Source organism: Enterococcus sp. DIV1083b, from assembly GCF_051713705.1.
Lineage (GTDB): Bacteria > Bacillota > Bacilli > Lactobacillales > Enterococcaceae > Enterococcus_D > Enterococcus_D casseliflavus.
This window is the reverse complement of sequence record NZ_JBIOQJ010000001.1, coordinates 2,482,988-2,500,610: the sequence shown is the minus strand read 5'-3', so window position 1 is coordinate 2,500,610 and position 17,623 is coordinate 2,482,988. Positions and strand designations below refer to the sequence as shown.

22 protein-coding genes are annotated in these 17,623 nt (G+C 41.3%); 20 read left to right on the top strand and 2 right to left on the bottom strand.

All coding sequences use genetic code 11. The annotated features are described in order from the left end of the window. The first annotated feature begins 87 nt into the window (after positions 1-87). The 16 genes from rpsP to IGI69_RS11560 all read left to right on the top strand — a co-directional run bounded on the left by rpsP (position 88) and on the right by IGI69_RS11560 (position 10,962). Entirely contained in the window at positions 88-363 is a 276-nt protein-coding gene (rpsP, locus tag IGI69_RS11635; protein ID WP_005228917.1) for a 30S ribosomal protein S16, read from the top strand. 11 nt (positions 364-374) lie between these two features. Beyond that, a complete protein-coding gene (locus IGI69_RS11630; protein ID WP_005228918.1) occupies positions 375-620 on the top strand; it encodes a KH domain-containing protein in 246 nt (81 codons plus the stop codon). 114 nt (positions 621-734) lie between these two features. After that, positions 735-992: a hypothetical protein gene (locus IGI69_RS11625; RefSeq protein WP_005228919.1), complete on the top strand. Its 258-nt coding sequence runs from the start codon at positions 735-737 to the stop codon at positions 990-992. Positions 993-1,078: 86 nt separating this feature from the next. Beyond that, positions 1,079-1,903 (top strand): hypothetical protein, encoded by an 825-nt coding sequence (locus IGI69_RS11620; RefSeq protein WP_438740900.1) that lies wholly within the window; start codon positions 1,079-1,081, stop codon positions 1,901-1,903. A gap of 155 nt (positions 1,904-2,058) precedes the next feature. After that, on the top strand, positions 2,059-2,583 hold the full coding sequence (gene rimM, locus IGI69_RS11615; protein ID WP_081116497.1) for a ribosome maturation factor RimM: 525 nt from the start codon (positions 2,059-2,061) through the stop codon (positions 2,581-2,583). Continuing rightward, positions 2,573-3,319 (top strand): tRNA (guanosine(37)-N1)-methyltransferase TrmD, encoded by a 747-nt coding sequence (trmD, locus tag IGI69_RS11610; RefSeq protein WP_438740898.1) that lies wholly within the window; start codon positions 2,573-2,575, stop codon positions 3,317-3,319. Before rimM ends, trmD begins: the two co-directional genes overlap by 11 nt. A gap of 166 nt (positions 3,320-3,485) precedes the next feature. Then, complete coding sequence (rplS, locus tag IGI69_RS11605) at positions 3,486-3,833, top strand: 50S ribosomal protein L19 (RefSeq protein ID WP_002357176.1); 348 nt, start codon at positions 3,486-3,488, stop codon at positions 3,831-3,833. A 127-nt stretch (positions 3,834-3,960) separates the two neighbouring features. Continuing rightward, positions 3,961-4,674, top strand: coding sequence for an aminoglycoside phosphotransferase family protein (locus IGI69_RS11600; protein WP_438740896.1), 714 nt, complete (start codon positions 3,961-3,963; stop codon positions 4,672-4,674). 407 nt (positions 4,675-5,081) lie between these two features. After that, positions 5,082-6,095 (top strand): alcohol dehydrogenase AdhP, encoded by a 1,014-nt coding sequence (adhP, locus tag IGI69_RS11595; protein ID WP_005229064.1) that lies wholly within the window; start codon positions 5,082-5,084, stop codon positions 6,093-6,095. 100 nt (positions 6,096-6,195) lie between these two features. Then, entirely contained in the window at positions 6,196-6,915 is a 720-nt protein-coding gene (locus IGI69_RS11590) for a response regulator transcription factor (protein ID WP_171805173.1), read from the top strand. 261 nt (positions 6,916-7,176) lie between these two features. Continuing rightward, positions 7,177-7,581 carry a VOC family protein gene (locus tag IGI69_RS11585; RefSeq protein ID WP_428218532.1) on the top strand — a complete coding sequence of 135 codons (405 nt, stop codon included), beginning with the start codon at positions 7,177-7,179 and terminating at the stop codon, positions 7,579-7,581. A 192-nt stretch (positions 7,582-7,773) separates the two neighbouring features. After that, complete coding sequence (locus IGI69_RS11580) at positions 7,774-8,199, top strand: Rrf2 family transcriptional regulator (RefSeq protein WP_010749722.1); 426 nt, start codon at positions 7,774-7,776, stop codon at positions 8,197-8,199. 136 nt (positions 8,200-8,335) lie between these two features. Then, positions 8,336-8,983, top strand: a complete 648-nt coding sequence (locus IGI69_RS11575) for an NAD(P)H-binding protein (protein WP_016608699.1) — start codon at positions 8,336-8,338, stop codon at positions 8,981-8,983. A gap of 179 nt (positions 8,984-9,162) precedes the next feature. After that, positions 9,163-9,624, top strand: a complete 462-nt coding sequence (locus tag IGI69_RS11570; protein WP_015510123.1) for a GAF domain-containing protein — start codon at positions 9,163-9,165, stop codon at positions 9,622-9,624. Between the two features lie 178 nt (positions 9,625-9,802). Further along, a complete protein-coding gene (locus IGI69_RS11565) occupies positions 9,803-10,030 on the top strand; it encodes a hypothetical protein (RefSeq protein ID WP_221693205.1) in 228 nt (75 codons plus the stop codon). A 158-nt stretch (positions 10,031-10,188) separates the two neighbouring features. Continuing rightward, positions 10,189-10,962 (top strand): hypothetical protein, encoded by a 774-nt coding sequence (locus tag IGI69_RS11560; protein WP_438740892.1) that lies wholly within the window; start codon positions 10,189-10,191, stop codon positions 10,960-10,962. A gap of 74 nt (positions 10,963-11,036) precedes the next feature. On the opposite strand, the gene IGI69_RS11555 is transcribed toward IGI69_RS11560, so the two are convergent. Continuing rightward, positions 11,037-11,372 carry an antibiotic biosynthesis monooxygenase family protein gene (locus IGI69_RS11555; RefSeq protein WP_142968785.1) on the bottom strand — a complete coding sequence of 112 codons (336 nt, stop codon included), beginning with the start codon at positions 11,370-11,372 and terminating at the stop codon, positions 11,037-11,039. A gap of 711 nt (positions 11,373-12,083) precedes the next feature. On the opposite strand from IGI69_RS11555, the gene IGI69_RS11550 reads away from it, so the two are divergent. From IGI69_RS11550 to IGI69_RS11535, 4 genes are all read left to right on the top strand, one after another. After that, positions 12,084-13,745, top strand: a complete 1,662-nt coding sequence (locus tag IGI69_RS11550; RefSeq protein WP_373193593.1) for a peptide ABC transporter substrate-binding protein — start codon at positions 12,084-12,086, stop codon at positions 13,743-13,745. Between the two features lie 188 nt (positions 13,746-13,933). Further along, positions 13,934-15,007, top strand: a complete 1,074-nt coding sequence (locus IGI69_RS11545; RefSeq protein ID WP_373193594.1) for a dipeptide epimerase — start codon at positions 13,934-13,936, stop codon at positions 15,005-15,007. 21 nt (positions 15,008-15,028) lie between these two features. After that, positions 15,029-15,940: a C40 family peptidase gene (locus IGI69_RS11540; RefSeq protein ID WP_284591043.1), complete on the top strand. Its 912-nt coding sequence runs from the start codon at positions 15,029-15,031 to the stop codon at positions 15,938-15,940. Positions 15,941-15,976: 36 nt separating this feature from the next. After that, positions 15,977-16,741 carry a serine hydrolase gene (locus IGI69_RS11535; RefSeq protein WP_015510117.1) on the top strand — a complete coding sequence of 255 codons (765 nt, stop codon included), beginning with the start codon at positions 15,977-15,979 and terminating at the stop codon, positions 16,739-16,741. Positions 16,742-16,794: 53 nt separating this feature from the next. Here the strand turns inward: IGI69_RS11535 and IGI69_RS11530 are convergent, their stop codons facing one another. Continuing rightward, positions 16,795-17,496: a GntR family transcriptional regulator gene (locus tag IGI69_RS11530; protein ID WP_010749712.1), complete on the bottom strand. Its 702-nt coding sequence runs from the start codon at positions 17,494-17,496 to the stop codon at positions 16,795-16,797. Positions 17,497-17,623: the final 127 nt, after the last annotated feature.

The following is a 17,623-nucleotide window of genomic DNA, read 5'->3' as shown; positions in this document are numbered from 1 at the left end:
TTTTCAGCTGTAAAGAAAAAACTCTTTACACCATCAGAAAAACCTGTTAAACTAGCTCTTGTGATTAAATCAATGGAGGTGTAAATAATGGCAGTAAAAATTCGTTTAAAACGCATGGGTTCTAAAAAGAAACCTTTTTACCGTATCGTCGTAGCAGATTCACGTTCTCCTCGTGACGGACGTTTCATCGAAACAGTTGGTACTTACAATCCTTTACTAGACCCAGCTGAAGTAACAATCAAAGAAGATCTAGTTCTTGATTGGTTATCTAAAGGTGCGCAACCTTCAGATACAGTTCGTAACATCCTTTCTAAAGAAGGCGTTATGAAAAAACACCACGAAGCAAAATTCACTAAGAAATAAGGTGACTTTGGATGAAAGATTTGCAAGAATTAGTCTTAACGATCGTTTCACCACTTGTTACCAAACCTGAGGATATCAAGCTTGAGCTGGTAGAGTCAGATGATTTCTTGGAATATAATCTTACTGTGGCACCAGAAGATATTGGTCGTATCATCGGTAAACAAGGTCGGGTTGCCAAAGCAATTCGAACGATCGTTTACAGTGTACGGACAAATGGACCGAAAAAAGTTCGTTTGAATATCATTGATGGTAAATAAGCAAGAGTGTAAAGCATTTCTCAAAGAGAAATGCTTTTTTTTGTAAAATTCATGCTTAAGATGGAGGACAAAAAAGGATGGTTTTGAGATAATCAAAAATGAGGAGGTGCTTGTATGTCTCAACTAATCGCATGGATCGTCGTTCTTTTGATTCTCGTCTTTATTTATAAAATCGGTTCTTTTCTTTGGCGAACGCTAGGGATCTTGTTGTTGCTCTTTTTAATTTGGGTCTATCGTGAGGAGATCATGACCCAATTGAACCAATGGACACAAAACTTTCGTTGGGGCGACCTATCGACGATCGCCAATCAAGTTTGGCAATGGATCAAGGACGGCTTCCAATCACTGCAAAATTGGGTCACTAATCTTTAAAAAATCGACAAAAAAATGACAGACAATCTGACTTGTTTGTCATTTTTTTTATTGAGGGGTATCCTTTGTATAAGGAGGGGAACATCATGAAAAAAGAACTAGGATTATTTGTTACGCTGCTAGCGATCGGAACCTTGGCTGGCTGTACTAATCAAAAAGACCAAGAAACCAGTCAAGCCAGTACAGCTGAAACAACAGCAACGACTATGGTGGAAAGTACCCAAACACAAAAAAGTAGTCAATCAGAAACCAGTCAATCAACTGCATCGACTAGTCAGGCGGTTTCTGAGGATTCTTCAAATACGAGTAGCACCACAGACATCTATAGCCAAATACAAGCGGTATTCCCTGATCTTGTCTTGCCAAAGGACGTTCCGCTTGCTTCGGGTAAAGTGTTGAATGCTGCCACAGCTGGCAGTCAATCCGATGTCTCGATTCTTTATTATGGACTTGATCAGCAATTGTCTCTCAATGACAAGGCATTGAACGAAGAAACACCGCTTGCTGCTTTTCAATCAAAAGAGTATCAATCAGCGGATGAAGCGGCTGCAGCGGTCAAAGTAACAGCGGATGATGGCGGACAAGCCGTCGATCTCGGCTATGGCATTACTGGGCATATGCAAGGAGCTGCTGGCTCCAGTTATTTGAGCTGGCAAGAAGGAAATTGGTCATTGACTGTTCGAGCAGTCAACCAAGAGGAACAAGATCCAGTTCCGGTTGCCAAAGAAGTGGTAGCGTATCTAGAAGAAGCCATGCTTCCAGCACCTGAGGTCGGTCAAATCACCATCGATATGGGAAAAAATGACCATACAGCAACTACCGTGGTCTGGCAACAAGAAAAGATGCTTCGAACGGTGCAACATCAAGATGCACGTTCAGCTTTGGAAATGGCCGTTTCAATGAATCAATAAGTTTCAGATTAGGACATTGCCCCTTTGATCAAGCGTCGAAGGGGTGTTTTTCGCGCGATGATTTTGAGGAAAACAGGGGGCGCTAGGAAACGGCTAGAATTCGCTACTTTGCTATGCTAAAATAGAACAGAAGTTAGAAGAAATGGGGAACGAACGTGACAGAATATTTAAACGTAGGGAAAATCGTCAATACACATGGGATCCGTGGAGAAGTACGAGTGATATCACAAACGGATTTTCCAGAAGAACGCTACCGTAAAGGGGCTGAATTGACACTTTTTCGTGAAAATAAAGAGCCATTACCATTGATTGTTTCAGGTCATCGCAAACATAAAAATTTTGATTTGTTAACGTTTGAGGGCTATCCTAACATCAACGACGTTGAACCGTTTCGTAACGGCATTTTAAAAGTTACCAAGGATGATTTGGTGGATCTAGCAGAAAATGAGTTTTACTACCATGAAATTATTGGTCTGGAAGTCGTCGACGAAGATGGTACAGTCATTGGTAAAGTCAAAGAGATCCTTTCACCAGGCGCCAATGATGTTTGGGTGGTACAGCGAAAAGGGAAGAAGGATGCCTTGATTCCTTATATCGAATCTGTTGTTCATACCATCGATCTTGAAAATGGTCAGGTCATCGTTGAGATCCCAGAAGGGTTGTTAGACGATGAGAATTGATGTGCTGACACTATTTCCACGAATGTTTGAAGGGCCTCTTGGAGAATCGATCATCGGTAAAGCACGGGAAAAGGGATTGTTAGAAATCAATGTCTCTAATTTCCGTGATTATTCTGACAACAAACATCAAACAGTGGATGACTATCCTTATGGTGGCGGAGCAGGAATGTTATTAAAAGTCCAACCTGTCTATGACAATATCAAAGCGATCAAAGAAGCGACACCAGAAACGAAAAAGCGGGTGATCCTATTAGACCCAGCGGGAAAACCCTTTGATCAAAAGATGGCGGAAGAATTCTCTACCGAAGAGCACCTTGTTTTTATTTGCGGTCACTATGAAGGCTATGATGAACGAATCCGTTCATTGGTCACTGATGAAGTGTCACTGGGCGATTACGTCTTGACTGGCGGCGAATTGGGGGCAATGGTCATGATCGATGCGACGGTCAGGCTATTACCAGAAGTTTTGGGCAATCAAACCTCCGCACAAACTGATTCTCATTCCACTGGTTTATTAGAGCATCCGCAATATACACGCCCGGCAGAGTTCAAAGGCATGAGAGTGCCGGAAGTTTTGATGAATGGCAATCATAAATTGATCGAGCAGTGGCAATTAAAAGAATCCTTGCGCCGAACGTATCAGCGACGTCCAGATATGCTGGAAACTTATCCGCTGACCGCTGAAATGCAGAAGCTTTTAAAAGAAATTGAAGACGAAGCGAAGACTGGCAAGTAAAATAGTGCCAGTTTTTTTGATATTCTGTGCCATGACAAGAAAATTCTCTTTACAGCCTATGGTTGACTGTGGTAAGATATTTCAGTGAGTGTAAACTCAACTATTACGATGTTCCGCTGGAGCTTTCATGCTTTAAGAATGTTTGGGAATAAGGAGAATGATAAACATGAATCCATTGATTCAAGAACTAACTCAAGAACAATTACGTACTGACATCCCAGCTTTCCGTCCTGGGGACACTGTTCGCGTTCACGCGAAAGTTGTCGAAGGAACTCGCGAACGTATCCAGTTATTTGAAGGTGTTGTCATCAAACGCCGCGGTGCTGGTATCAGCGAAACTTATACAGTTCGTAAAGTATCAAACGGTGTAGGTGTTGAACGTACCTTCCCATTGCACACACCACGTGTTGCACAAATCGAAGTTGTTCGTTACGGTAAAGTACGTCGTGCAAAATTGTACTACTTGCGTGCATTACACGGAAAAGCAGCTCGTATCAAAGAAATTCGTCGTTAATCATTTATTATCAGATGAAGCAAAAGCCCTTGATTTCAAGGGCTTTTTTCTTTTGTCTGAGATGAAAAAAACTTTCTATTCGTTGTGATAAAATGAAGAAACGACTATACAAATAGGAGGGGTTTTATTGAATGAAAGAAATAACAATCTTGGACGAGAAGAAATAATCATCGAAAAGGAGTTCGTCAGACGGCCAAAGGTTCCATGGTCGAAGGACGTCCAACGCTTTTTACGTTTTTTGCAAGATCAGCAGATAAATTATGTGCCGAAACCATTAGGGTTTGATCAGGAAGAACATGAGTTAGTTTCTTTTGTTCCAGGGGAGGTATATGATCAGCCATTGCCGGATGAACTTTATACTGATGAGGTTCTTTGTTTGGTAGCTGAACGATTAAGAGATTTTCATGATCGAAGTGTTGGTTTTCTGGAAAGGCTAACTGGTGAGGAACAGTGGATGCTGGAATACTCTGGTCCGACAGAGGTGATGTGCCACAATGATTTTGCTCCGTATAATATGACGATCGTGGATGGGGAGCCTTTTGGGCTTTTTGATTTTGACACAGTAAGGCCAGGAAGCAGGTTATGGGATGTTTCTTATGCTGCGTACCGCTGGGTACCCTTGTATTTTGATGGGAACAGTCGTCTGAGTGAAACGCAATGCCATCGATTGAAACTTTTTGTGGATACTTATCGGCTGTCCAATAATGACAGAGTACAGATTGTCGATTGTTTGATCGACCGCCTTTGTGCACTAGTTGCTTTTATGAGTAGAAAAGGAGAAGAAGGGAATGGAAATTTTCAGAAAAACATTGACGAGGGACATCTTGCTAAATACCAATAGGACATTCAGCGCCTGAAAGAAAATAAATCGCAAGTCATCGAAGGGATAAAAATAGAAGGATAGAAGAACAGTGAGTACAAATCATCCTACAGTCTTCTATCAGATCGTCTTGATGTTTTTTATTGAAACGATTGTTATTTATAGAGATGAATTTTCTCTATCTTTTTAATTTTTAATTTTATGTAATCTGGAAATAAAGAAAAAATTTTGAATGATTTCATTATTGTTTTCTAATAAATGATTACAGAAAAAAAGCAATAAATTCCCCTTTTTTTGATGATTTCTATGGTAATCTTCTCGATAGAGAACTTTCTTTTATCTAGCTATTACTGACCTCTATGCGTTAGTTAACTACTTCACAAATAAAAGGAAGTTCTTTATTTAATCGAATTGAAAGAGGTGTCTTTGTGAAAGCAGCTGTAGTATCAAAAGATAAGGTTGTAAAAATCGAGGAAAAAGAATTAAGAGCGCTTCGTCCGAATGAAGCATTATTGAAAATGGAGTGTTGCGGTGTCTGCCATACTGACTTGCATGTAAAAGATGGCGACTTTGGAGATGCATCTGGGATCGTACTCGGGCACGAGGGAATCGGTAAAGTGGTTGCAATCGGTGATGATGTTACTTCTCTAGCAATCGGTGACCGTGCAAGTGTCGCTTGGTTGTATGAAAGCTGTGGATCATGCGAATACTGTGTGAACGGGAATGAATCATTATGCCGTTCGGTTAGAAATGCCGGCTATTCTGTAGATGGTGGTATGGCTGAAGAATGTATCGTTGTAGCTGACTATGCAGTGAAAGTTCCAGAGGACTTAGGTTCTGCTGAAGCCAGCAGCATTACTTGTGCAGGTGTAACCACATATAAAGCGGTAAAAGTTTCTGACATTAAACCAGGTCAATGGATCGCCATCTATGGTTTAGGGGGACTAGGAAACCTAGCCTTACAATATGCTAAAAATGTCTTTAATGCAAAAGTGATTGGAATCGATATCAACGACAAACAGTTGGACTTCGCAAAAGATCACGGCGCTGATCTTGTAATCAATCCTGCGAAAGAAGATGCGGCAAAAATCATTCAAGAAGCAACCGGCGGCGCACATGCAGCCGTAGTAACAGCTGTTTCAAAAGCAGCCTTCAATTCTGCTGTTGATGCTGTTCGTGCGGGCGGTACGATTGTAGCGGTCGGTCTCCCACCAGAAAGCATGGACTTGAACATTCCTCGACTTGTATTGGATGGGATTAAGATTGTCGGTTCCCTTGTTGGAACACGAACTGATTTAGCAGAAGCTTTCCAATTTGCAGCGGAAGGGAAAGTCGTTCCTAAAGTAGTCATGCGTCAGTTAGAAGAGATCAACGATATTTTTGATGAAATGCTTTCAGGAAAAATCAAAGGACGGATGGTCATTGATTTTCAAGAAAAATAAACGAAAATAGAGAAACCGACTATGAATTTTTAGCGAAGGAGAAAATTTCGTGTGTAATTTATTGATCATTGACAGCGAAGAGCGAAGAGCAGTTAGCGAGATGGTTCGTTTGATTGATCGTCATTTCCCAAATGTCATCTTGCTTCCAATGGTTGATTCGAAAAAAGCACTTCAGCGTACCTGTCTTGAGCAGATGGTTGAGATTGCAGTGATCAATGCGGATGGCGAAGAGGACTGTTTTGAATTATACAAAGAGTTGCTTTCTTTTTATCCGAATGCAAAAGCAATTTTGTATTCTGCAGTAGAAAGTTTTGCTATCGCTCAAAAAGCGTTGCGTTACGACTTGATCGATTATTTGGTCGAACCGATCACCAATGATTTTGTTTATGCATTGGACCGAGGGATTCAATCCATCAATCAGATTTCCTTGCTGCACGTCGAGAAAAACAATGAAGCTTCTCCTTCGCTTTCTTTAAGACATAAGATATTGCGCTATATTCATGAAAATTATAGAGAACATATTACGTTAGACACTTTAGCAGATCACCTGCATTTAAGTCGGTATCACACCAGCCGTTTGATCAAGAATACATTAGGAATGACCTTTTCATTGTACTTGATGATTTATCGTATTGAAGTTGCCAAAAAAGAACTCTCAACAAGTGATCGATCAATCAGTGAAATTTCTGTTAGAGTAGGATTCAATGATCCAAATTATTTTAGTAAGAAATTTAAAAAAGCAACTTCTTATACGCCCAAAGAGTATCGAAAAATTTATCGTGGGAAAGTAACCGTGATCGACTCAAGACTTGAGCTTTGAGTATTAAATAAAGTAGTTTGGGCTGATTGTATTAGCGAAAACATGATTCTTTGCTAATGCTTATCAAGTTACTTTTTCATAGATGAGAAAAGCTAAAAGGCCTATGTGTGCAAGGCCTTTTTTTACTTGAAAAAAATTTTGGATCAGGTTACTCAGACTAGCAGCAGAGGACAAAGACTGATGTTTTTGTGAATGAACCGATAGGTGCTATAATGAGAACGGATTCAGCAGTGCAGCTTACCAAAGGAAGGGAGCAAGAAAATGGCGAACAAAATGGTGTTTATTAACTTGCCTGTCACTGATATCAAACGTGCAACATCCTTTTATGAAGCGCTGGGGTTTGTAAAAAATGAAGAGTTCTCAAACGAGACCAGCAGTGGAATGGTTTGGAGTGAATCGATTTGGTTAATGCTGTTAGAACATGCGTTTTACCAACAATTTCTAAATGGTAGAAGTATTGCAGATACAAAGAAGACGAGTGGCGCATTGATCGCGTTTAGTTTTGACACACTAGAAGAAGCAAAGAATTTTGCAAAAATCGCTGAAGAAAATGGTGGACAGTCGTTCCAAGTTGATATGGGGATTCCAGAGGACATGATGGTCGGCTATGAAATCGTTGATCCTGACGGCAATCAGATTGAGTCTGCTTGGATGAAGGGCTATTAGCAAAGTGCTCGTTTAAATAAAAAGGAAAAAAATGGTTCAGTATGCAGTTCCCTCAAGAAGTTAGGCTTTTGTGCTAACTTTTTGAGGGCTGCTTTTTCTTGATGGGATCCTCGAGTTTTGTAAGATTGGTCAGTACCCTTTGTCTAAATCTGAAAAAAGAGGTATGATACAAGAAAAAGGAGTGGAGACGAAGTGAAATATTCAACGAAATACAGCGACGCCATTCACATCCTCGCTTACATCCACCTCTTTAAAGGAACTGATCTATCAAGTGATCGGATCGCCCAGAGTGTTGAAACGAATCCTGCTTATGTTCGCCGGATTATGAGTGATCTGCGTATTGCCGGATTGATCGAAAGCCAAAGAGGAAAACCAAACCCTAAACTAACGAAGGAACCAAATGAGATTTCTTTGTTGGACATCTATGCGAGTGTTGAAAAAGATCAGCATCTTTTACATGCGGACAAAAAGACCAATCCCAATTGCTTGATTGGGGGGAATATCCAAACGGTATTAGAGGAAACTTACGATGTGCTGCAAAAGAAAATTGAGCAGGAAATGAGCGCTATCTCGCTACAATCCATCATTGACGGCATTCAAGTAGAAGCCAATCATTAAAAGTGTCACATAAAAGGCTGTAAAAAAAGAACTTTCACCTGCTAGGCAAATTCTTGACAGGGAAGAAAGTTTCTTTTATACTCTAGTTGTAACTTAATTAGTAACAACTGATTTTGAAAAAACAAAAGTAGGAAGGATGATCATTATGAAAATCGGTATTATTGGCGCAACAGGGAATGCAGGTTCAGCAATTTATCAAGAAGCAGTACAGAGAGGACACGAAGTGACTGCTATCGTGAGAAATGAAGCGAAGGCCAAAGAACAACTTGGTGAGACGGTCAAAACACTTACAAAGGATGCTTTTTCTCTCACAGAAGAAGAGCTCAGTGACTTTGATGTGCTTGTTGACGCGTTTGCGACAAGTCCTGACAAAGCTTACTTGCATGTGGATCTGGCAGCAAAATTAGTGCACCTGTTTCGAGAAAAAAACACTCGTTTGTTCTTCATCTTAGGAGCCGGCAGTTTATTCAATGAAGCGGGGGAACGTAATCTCTCTGAGTTGAAAAAAGCACCAGGAAGCGAAAGTTGGATTGCGATTCCAGAAAATCAGCTAGACGAATATCTCTTTTTAGAAACAGTCAAAAATGTCCCTTGGGTGGGGATTTCTCCTGGGAATGTCTTTCAAGAAGGACCAGCTAAACCAGCGATTTTAGGGAAAGATCACTTACTATTCAACGAACAAAAGGAATCGGTGACATCTAGCGGTACGTTAGCTAAGGCAATTATCGATGAGATCGAAACAGTACAACATGAAAACACTCGCTTTACTGTGATTGATGCCTAGTAAGTTTTCAAAGACGACTGAGAAGGAAATGCTATGAGTAGCGTTGACTATTGGTACGAGTGGATGGATAGGCTATTTTAGGCAACAGTTCTTTTTTCACATTATTGTTTCCCATACTCAGTAATTTAGACAAGACAAATCCTCTGTCTTTGCTTATAATCAAGGACAGAGGTGAGAAAATGAATAAAAAAATCGAAGCGTATGAATTGATGCTTCTGCAATTAAAAGGATTATTAGAAGCAGAGAGTAATTGGATCGCTAATCTAGCAAACTCTTCTGCTTTATTAAATGAAACATTGGAAGATACGGTGTTTGCCGGCTACTATTTGTTTGAAGAAGGCGAACTGATCTTAGGCCCGTTCCAAGGAAGAGTATCTTGCACCAGAATCACTATGGGCAAAGGGGTTTGTGGAGAGTCAGCGGCAAAACAAACGACATTGATCGTCCCGAATGTCAAAGAACATGAGAACTATATCTCTTGTGACTCGGCAGCTATGTCTGAAATCGTTGTTCCCATGATAGCTGATGATCAATTGATTGGTGTGTTGGATATCGATAGTGGCAAAACGAACAGCTATGATGAGATCGATCAGAAATATCTGGAAGAATTTGCGGCGATCCTAGTAGCGAGTCGTAAGTAAATCGTTATTTCTTAATAATTAGTAAAAAACAATATAATGTTTAAAAAGTAAGTGTTCATTGAATAATGGGCACTTTTTTCATTTTTGTTTTAAATAGACATGCATATCGCTTTATTTTATTAGAATTAGATGATAAGATGATAATACAATTAGAGAAACGAGTAGTAAGGAGCGCATTATGGAAGCAGAAACAATTGTATTAGGTAAAGCATATGAATGTAAACCAGTTGGCTTAGAAAGCCGCGTTATCGGAGAAGTGGTCAGAAAAATGGAACGTTGTGCCGTTTTGCATGTGATCCGTTATGAAGAGACCGATCATGACGAGCTTGAAGAACGTTGTGGACGAGTTGTGGCAAAATACAACGAGATCTATCAACCAGCATTGGTTGATTGCTTTTCTAGCTAAGGGTTAATCCCAATCAAGCGAAGCCATGCACGTAAACCAATTCCCTTAACAAAGGGGCTGTTTCTTGGAAGCAGCCTCTTTTTTTGATTCTTGGACACCGCTGCGTAGAAAAATACATGCTATAATGGGCGAGAAACTAGCAGAAAGCAGGGAGCGAAATGGAATTAGAAAAAACGGTCATTGATGACAAACAGATGCTTTTTGAATTGCCGAAGGAAGCAGGGCAACTGCAAATTGTTAAAGGAAAACTTATTGAAACAAAAGACAATACCGTCCTTTTAGCCATAAAAGAAGGCCAATTACTATCAGTTGCAGATGAGAAAACATTTGATGACAAGCAAGAATATGATCGCTTAATGATCCTTACACCACCTTGGGAGATCATGGTGCCATACTTAGCAGCCTATTATCAAGAGAAATATCAACTGTCCAATGCTTCCAACGCACCTATCGTGATTCCACAGGAACTGCAACAAGGGGTCGCTATTTGTGCGGAACCATTTGATTGCTTGATCGATTTTCTGGGTTATGTATCTACCAGCAAAAAGGAAACGAAAGCGGTGAAAAAAGGGGGTAAGCCTCGTCATAAATGGTCAAAAGAATTACAAGATGAACCCTTTATGGTGGATTATCAAGGAAGTACAGCAACGGTCTATTGGCAGAAACGCAACGAGGTTCGAATTGAAAAAGGCGCTACTTTGCGTCAAGAGGTTCCTTTGAACAAAGACGGCTCGGTGGGCTTTTCAGCTCGATTAGCAGAAAAGATACGGCAAGAGAATCAATCAGCGATCAAAGAGGGACGAACGATTGAAGACGTCGTATTAAAAAGTGTCAATGAGGTCGGCATGTTTCTTTACTATGGGGGGACCAATGGCTGGCTTCAATTAAAAGATCAGCAAGGAAGAACCCTGAACGAGCGAACGGTGGAATAGAATAGAGAGATACTGAACAAGAAAGCGATCCACCAAAGCGAACGGAATCAGCTTTGGTGGATCGCTCGTATAGTTTAACTAGGAGTAGGCTCTTCATCGATCAAGACAAATTCTTGACCTGTTTTGGACAAAACAAGGTTCGGTTTTGCAGTTCCTTCTTTTTCTGCTCGATACGCCTCTCTGTGCTTTTGCAGATGTTCGGGGCGTTTTAACCAAGCTTGAAAGGCTTTTTTCTCAGTCCATTTTGACACCAACTGGAAAACGAGGCGGTCTTTTGATTCTGAAAACCAAGCTTCAGCAGAGTGACAGCCAGCAAATGTTTTCATTGAGGCGGTATCTTTTTTCATTTTAGCAAGAAAGAGTTCTTTTCCTTCTGGAATGACTTCAAACGCAACGGTACGGATATACATGAAATTCCTCCTTTGACTCGGGACGATTTGGTTTAGTATAGCGCTAATTGAGAATGATTGTCAATTAGCTGTGGAATCTTGTAATCTTTTTATCGATAGTCATTTTTTGATCAAATTCCTCAAAAGCCTTGAACAAATGAAAAAAGTACGTATAATTAATATACGTACTGAAGAGTCCGAAGAGTATTGGAGAAAATGGATACTTGGGGAAGTCTTTCTTTTCTCACGTGCAGTACTCTTCGTTTGTTTAGTGTACCACTCCCATTTTAAAATAGATACGTTTTTTTTACTTTCTGAGGAGATTTCTTTTATTCCTTGAGTTGAAAGGCAAAAAAGTGGGAAGGCTCTGAGAAAGCGCTATGAAGACGAAATTTATGTCTTCTTTTTTTGTGTGAAAGGGAAGGAAAATTAAGAAAGTTTTTTTATCCATTTTACCTGCGAAATGATGTATAAGAAAGTATCAAAAGTTCTGATTACTAGAAGATCAGGACTTTTTTGTATGCTTTCTTGGCACGACTCCTTTCAACGATATTCAGTATAAAGTCGCTCTTTTCTACTTTTTACATTCAGAAGAGCGCTTCTGACACAACCATGTAACCTCTTACATTTTTTGGTCGTGTTAAATTGACAGGCTGCATAAACATGCGGTAAACTCGGTACAACAAACAGAATTTTTTGAATTATCTGAATGTTAGAAGGGGATGAGTAAAAATGGGGAAACGTAGCAAATATGCAGTATCGCTTGTGTTACTAGGTAGCTTATTTTTAGCAGCTTGTCAAAATGGCAATGAAGATAATGAGACGGATTCATCAGCCGCTTCTTCTGCAGAGCAAGTGATCAATGTGCAATTTTCGGCAGAGATGGGCAGTGCAGATATTTCTTTAGCAACCGACTCTTACAGCTTTATCACGTTAAACAACGCCTATGAAGGTCTTTATCGCTTAGATGAAAACAATGTTCCTGTGATCGCTGGTGCAAGCGAAGACGCTGAAGTTAGTGAAGATGGGCTTTCTTACACCATTTCACTGCGGGAAGAGGCAAAATGGTCCAATGGCGATCCAGTTACTGCAGCTGATTATGTTTTTAGCTGGCAACGCACCGTTGATCCAGCCACTGCTTCCAATTATGCTTATATGCTGGCACCAGTTAAAAACGCTGCCGCTATTTCAGATGGTACGCTAGATAAAAGCGAGTTAGGGATCGAAGCAGTCAATGATCATGAATTGAAAATCACGTTAGAAAAACCGACGCCTTACTTTTTATCTTTACTGGCTTTTCCAACTTTCTTCCCGCAAAACGAGCGTGTCGTGGAAGAGTTCGGTGACCAATATGCCTTAACCAGTGAAAACGCGGCGTACAATGGACCATTCCTATTGACCAATTATGCTGGACCAGGCACCGACATCCAATGGACATTGGCGAAAAATCCCGATTATTGGGATGCCGATTCGGTCAAACTTGAAACAATTAACTTTGATGTCGTGAAAGACTCATCGACCGCTTATAACTTGTACGAAAGCGGACAAGCCGATGACATTATTTTAAGCGGTGAATTGGCGATGCAGAATGTGAATCATCCTGATTACATTGTTCAGCCTAGTGCAACCACTCAGTATTTAGAAATGAATCAAGCACCAGAAGATTCGCCTTTTCGAAATGCAAATCTGCGCCAAGCCATTTCGTATAGTATGAATCGACAACAAATCGTTGACAATATTTTAGGCAACGGCTCCTTACCGGCGGTCAGTTTTGTTCCTTCTGACCTAGCGTTTAATCCAGAGACAAAGGCTGATTTTGTCGAGGATGCGGCAACCACCTTAGCCTTTGACGAAGAAAAAGCCCAAGAATATTGGGAAAAGGCAAAAGCTGAACTGGGTATCGATACATTGTCTTTTGAACTGTTGACATCAGATACCGATCAATCGAAAAAAATGGCAGAATACATTCAAGGTACCTTGCAGCAAACACTGGATGGGCTGACTGTCGAAGTCACAAACGTTCCATTTTCTGTGCGCTTGGATCGTTCAAATAGCGGCGATTTTGAGATGGTCATGAACAACTGGATCGGGGATTATGCAGATCCAATCAACTTTTTGGAATTGTTCAAAAAAGACAGTTCCTATAATCGTGGAAAGTGGCTAAATGATGACTACAATCAATTGATCGAACAAGCCTCCAATGAAAATGCTAACAATCCAGAAGCTCGTTGGGAAAATATGGTAGCAGCAGAAAAAATCTTAAACGACGACTTAGGCGTTATTCCACTCTTCCAAAGTGCTGAAGCACATCTACGGTCGCCAAAAATCAAAGGCCTCATCGTTCATAGTGTTGGCGCGGCCTATGATTATAAAAATGTCTTTGTCGAAGAATAAGGAGAAAAAAGCTCCTTTTGTCTATTCATTGTCTGACTTCGCCAAAGAGGGCAGCAGACGAGAAAAACGTTACTAGAATGTTTAGCAACTTGATAACAAGGAATAAAGCAGTTCTTTTTCTAGCAGCGAACAATGACGTATTCATTTTAGCTAGATAAGAACTGCTTTTCTTTTTGGGAGGAACACCAATGAAAATCACAGCAGTTGAAACCAAACGAATTCCGATCCAGCTGAATGCACCCTTTAAAACGGCGCTCAGAGAAGTGCACGCCGTCGAAGTGATTCGAGTGCTGCTTTTTTTTGATAATGGGATCGTTGGCATCGGAGAAGCAGCACCTACCGAAGTGATCACCGGTGATACAAAAGAAAGTATTTTAAAAGATATCGAAACGGTCTTTGCCCCGTTCCTGTTAGGCAGAAAGGTAGATGCCCAATTGCTAGTAATGGATGAGCTTCATGCGTTGATCCAGCATCATACGAGCCCTAAAGCGGCGATTGATATCGCGTTGCATGATGCACTGGCAAAAGCGGCCAACTTGCCTCTTTACCGCTATTTAGGTGGTTCTGCCAATACACTGACAACCGACTATACGATCAGTGTTGGCTCACAGGAGCAGATGCTGCATGATGCCCAAGCGAAAGTCCAGGCGGGATTTCGCTCCTTGAAAATCAAACTAGGGGCAGGAACGATCGAAGAGGAAGTTGCGAAAATTCGCCGCATCAATGAACGCTTGGCAGGAAAGATTCCCTTTCGAATTGATGCGAATCAAGGCTGGACCAAAGAAGAAGCGGTGCAGATTTTAGACCAATGGCAAGACATTCCGATCGAGTTTGTTGAACAGCCAGTAAAAGCCCATGATTTTGCTGGACTCAGCTATGTGACTGCTCGTACGACGATTCCAATCATGGCCGATGAAAGTCTTTTTTCCTATGAGGATGCCAAGCGTTTGATTGCTGAAAACTGCTGCAATTATTTGAACATTAAATTGATGAAAAGCGGTGGGATCAAAGAGGGACAAAAAATTTATCAATTGGCAAAAGAGCATCAAGTGCCGGTGATGGTCGGTTCGATGATTGAAGGGTATGGGGGAATGGCGGCAGCCGCCCATTTTGCCTTGGGGATGGCCGACGTCCAATTTTATGATCTGGACGTTCCTTTTATGTGGGAGACCCAAACGACTTCCCCTGAAATGCAAGGGATTCTTCAGCGTCCAGGAAGTTTGAGAGTCACCGAACGCATCGGTCTAGGAATCAACGAATAAATAGTTATGAGAGGAGCAAAGATGAAACAAATTGTTCAGGCTGGCTCTTCCTTCTTATGGAAGGAACCCAAAGAAAACAAAGTACTAGCAAAAATCAAAGCATTTCCTTTAGAAGCGCTGCACACTTTTTTGACTGATGAAGATACGATGCGGCTTTATCAGGAAAGCTTAGTGGACTCCGAAGTATTATATGGGACGATAGTAGAAGTCATCACCCAAACGGATGGTTGGTCCCATGTGATCGTCTTGGATCAAAAAAGCAATAAACACCCACTCGGGTATCCCGGTTATCTGCCGAACGAGGTATTGAAGCCATTGCCACCAGATTATGCACCAGCTAAAAGAAGGATTGGGGTGATTGCAAAAGAAGCCGTGCTTGTTTTTGACTCGACCACACGACTTGTTTCTTTTGGAACAGTTTTACCACTTGTTGGGGAAACCGCAGATTCCTATCAAGTGGCTACGCCTAATGGACCAGCAACGATCGCTAAAGCTTTTGCTCACGTCCTATCGGACACATGGGCAAAGCTCCCAGAAAAAATAATAGCCTTAGCAGAACAATTTATAAACCAGCCCTATGTCTGGGCAGGCATTAGCGGCAGTGGCTTTGATTGTTCTGGATTCATGTATTCGCTGCATCGACTTCATGGTATTTTAATCCCCCGAGATACGATCGAGCAAGCACAACAAGCAAACATCGTACCTTACAGTCAGGCACAACCAGGGGATCTGCTGCTGTTTGCTTATGAAGAAGGAAAAGGCGAAGTCCATCATGTCGGTCTATATTTGGGGGATGACGAAATGATTCATTCAAGAACACCTGGGTCACGGGTCATGAAAACCAAAATCACTGGCTCTAATTATGAACCAGAACTCGCAGTTGTGGCGCGTTATTGGCAAAACCAGCCGAATGCATCACAGGAATGCTCATGAACATTCTTTTCATGATCGTAAGGAAAGGGGCATTTGATGGGAAAAGATGACTTGCGTGTAGCAATTAAGCCTATTCTAGAAAACTATCAGACAACCTTGGAAATGGGTTTATGGATCGGTACGCCAACGGAATGTCTTGTTGACTATCAGAGTCAAAAGTCGTTTTCGGCAGCGAGTATCAGTAAGCTTGTTTTGTATGCCTATTATCTTGAACAGATTAACGAAGAAAAAATCGATCCGCAACAGCTGATCGGTGTGAACGCCGTTGATCTGACAGGTGGTGCTGGGGTGATCCGTCTTTTTCCTCAGAAGAAAGGTTGGACCATCAGTGAACTTCTCACGGCGATGATCGCCGTATCTGATAATACTGCGACCAATGTACTATTGGACTTAGTAGGGTTGCCCACGCTTCAGGCCTGGATTCAGGAGCCAGAGATTCAATTTGAACGGTATATGATGCGACCGATCAAAGACAAAGAGAACCGCTTGACCCCCTCGGCGGCTGCTAAACTACTACTAAGGTGTGTTAAACGAGAAGAAGCTGCACTAGGGTTTTCACCCTTAAATCAGCAGCAATTTCAAGAAGGATTAGCGGGAAATTTTGCGGAAACTGCGCAGCCCGCTTGCCGCATTTTTAATAAGACAGGCCGTCTTGACCGCATCGAACACGATGTAGCGTATTTACAAGCCAATGAAACGACGATCATCATTGCGGCATTTTCCTATGATAAAACCGGTAGTGGTCAAGGGATCAGTTGGCTAAGAGAAATTGGTCAAACAGTCTATCAGCAATATTTTTAAGTAAAATGCGCTGCGTATCGCTCCTCACTTAGAGGCACTTGATCCGCAGCGTATTAATTATTTACAACAATAAAATCCCCCATATCATAGCGGTGCCGTGATTGGGAAAATTCAAAAGGCGTCCCATCGCCGAGGTAAACCGTTTGCTCAACTTCTAAAATGGGATCGGTGGCGGCACAAGCTAAGTATTGCTGGTCATAGGTGTCTGCACGATCCGCTTTGATACGACGGACAGATGTTCCAATCGAGGAGTGGAGTTGGTTCGTGATGTAGCTATAGACTGAAGAGGATAAGACTTCTTCGGTAATGCCAGGAATGACATGAAGCGGCATGATGGTATATTCTAAAACAACGGGTACATCGTCAAATAGACGCAGACGAACGATATCATAAATTTGCTGGTCACTGCGAATTTTTAGTTTTTCTTGTTCTTTCTCATCGGGAAAAAGAATGGCAAAAGAAATGATCTTGCTGGTGATTTTTCCTGTCTCTCCAAGGCGCTTCGTCAGCCCGCGATTGATCTTGGCGTTGTAATCGAAGGTTGAATAGGAATCACTGATAAACGTACCCGTGCCTTTTTTACCGTAAATAATGCCTTCCATTTGTAAAATATTCAATGCTTTTTGAATCGTCACGCGGCTCGTTTGATAATCCGCAGCCAGTTCGGATTGCTTCGGCAATTTTTTCTCTTCTTCGTAAAACCCGTGATTGATTTTGCTCCGTAAATCGGCAGCGATGTCATGGTAGTTCGCCATTTGCTTCACCTCAAAATAATAATAAGTGATAAAACGAAGTATGTAAACTTGGAGCTTTACATACCCTGTTTTGAAGGCTTTTCCTGCGTTTACATTCTTCAGGAAATGAATTACATTTGTAATGTAA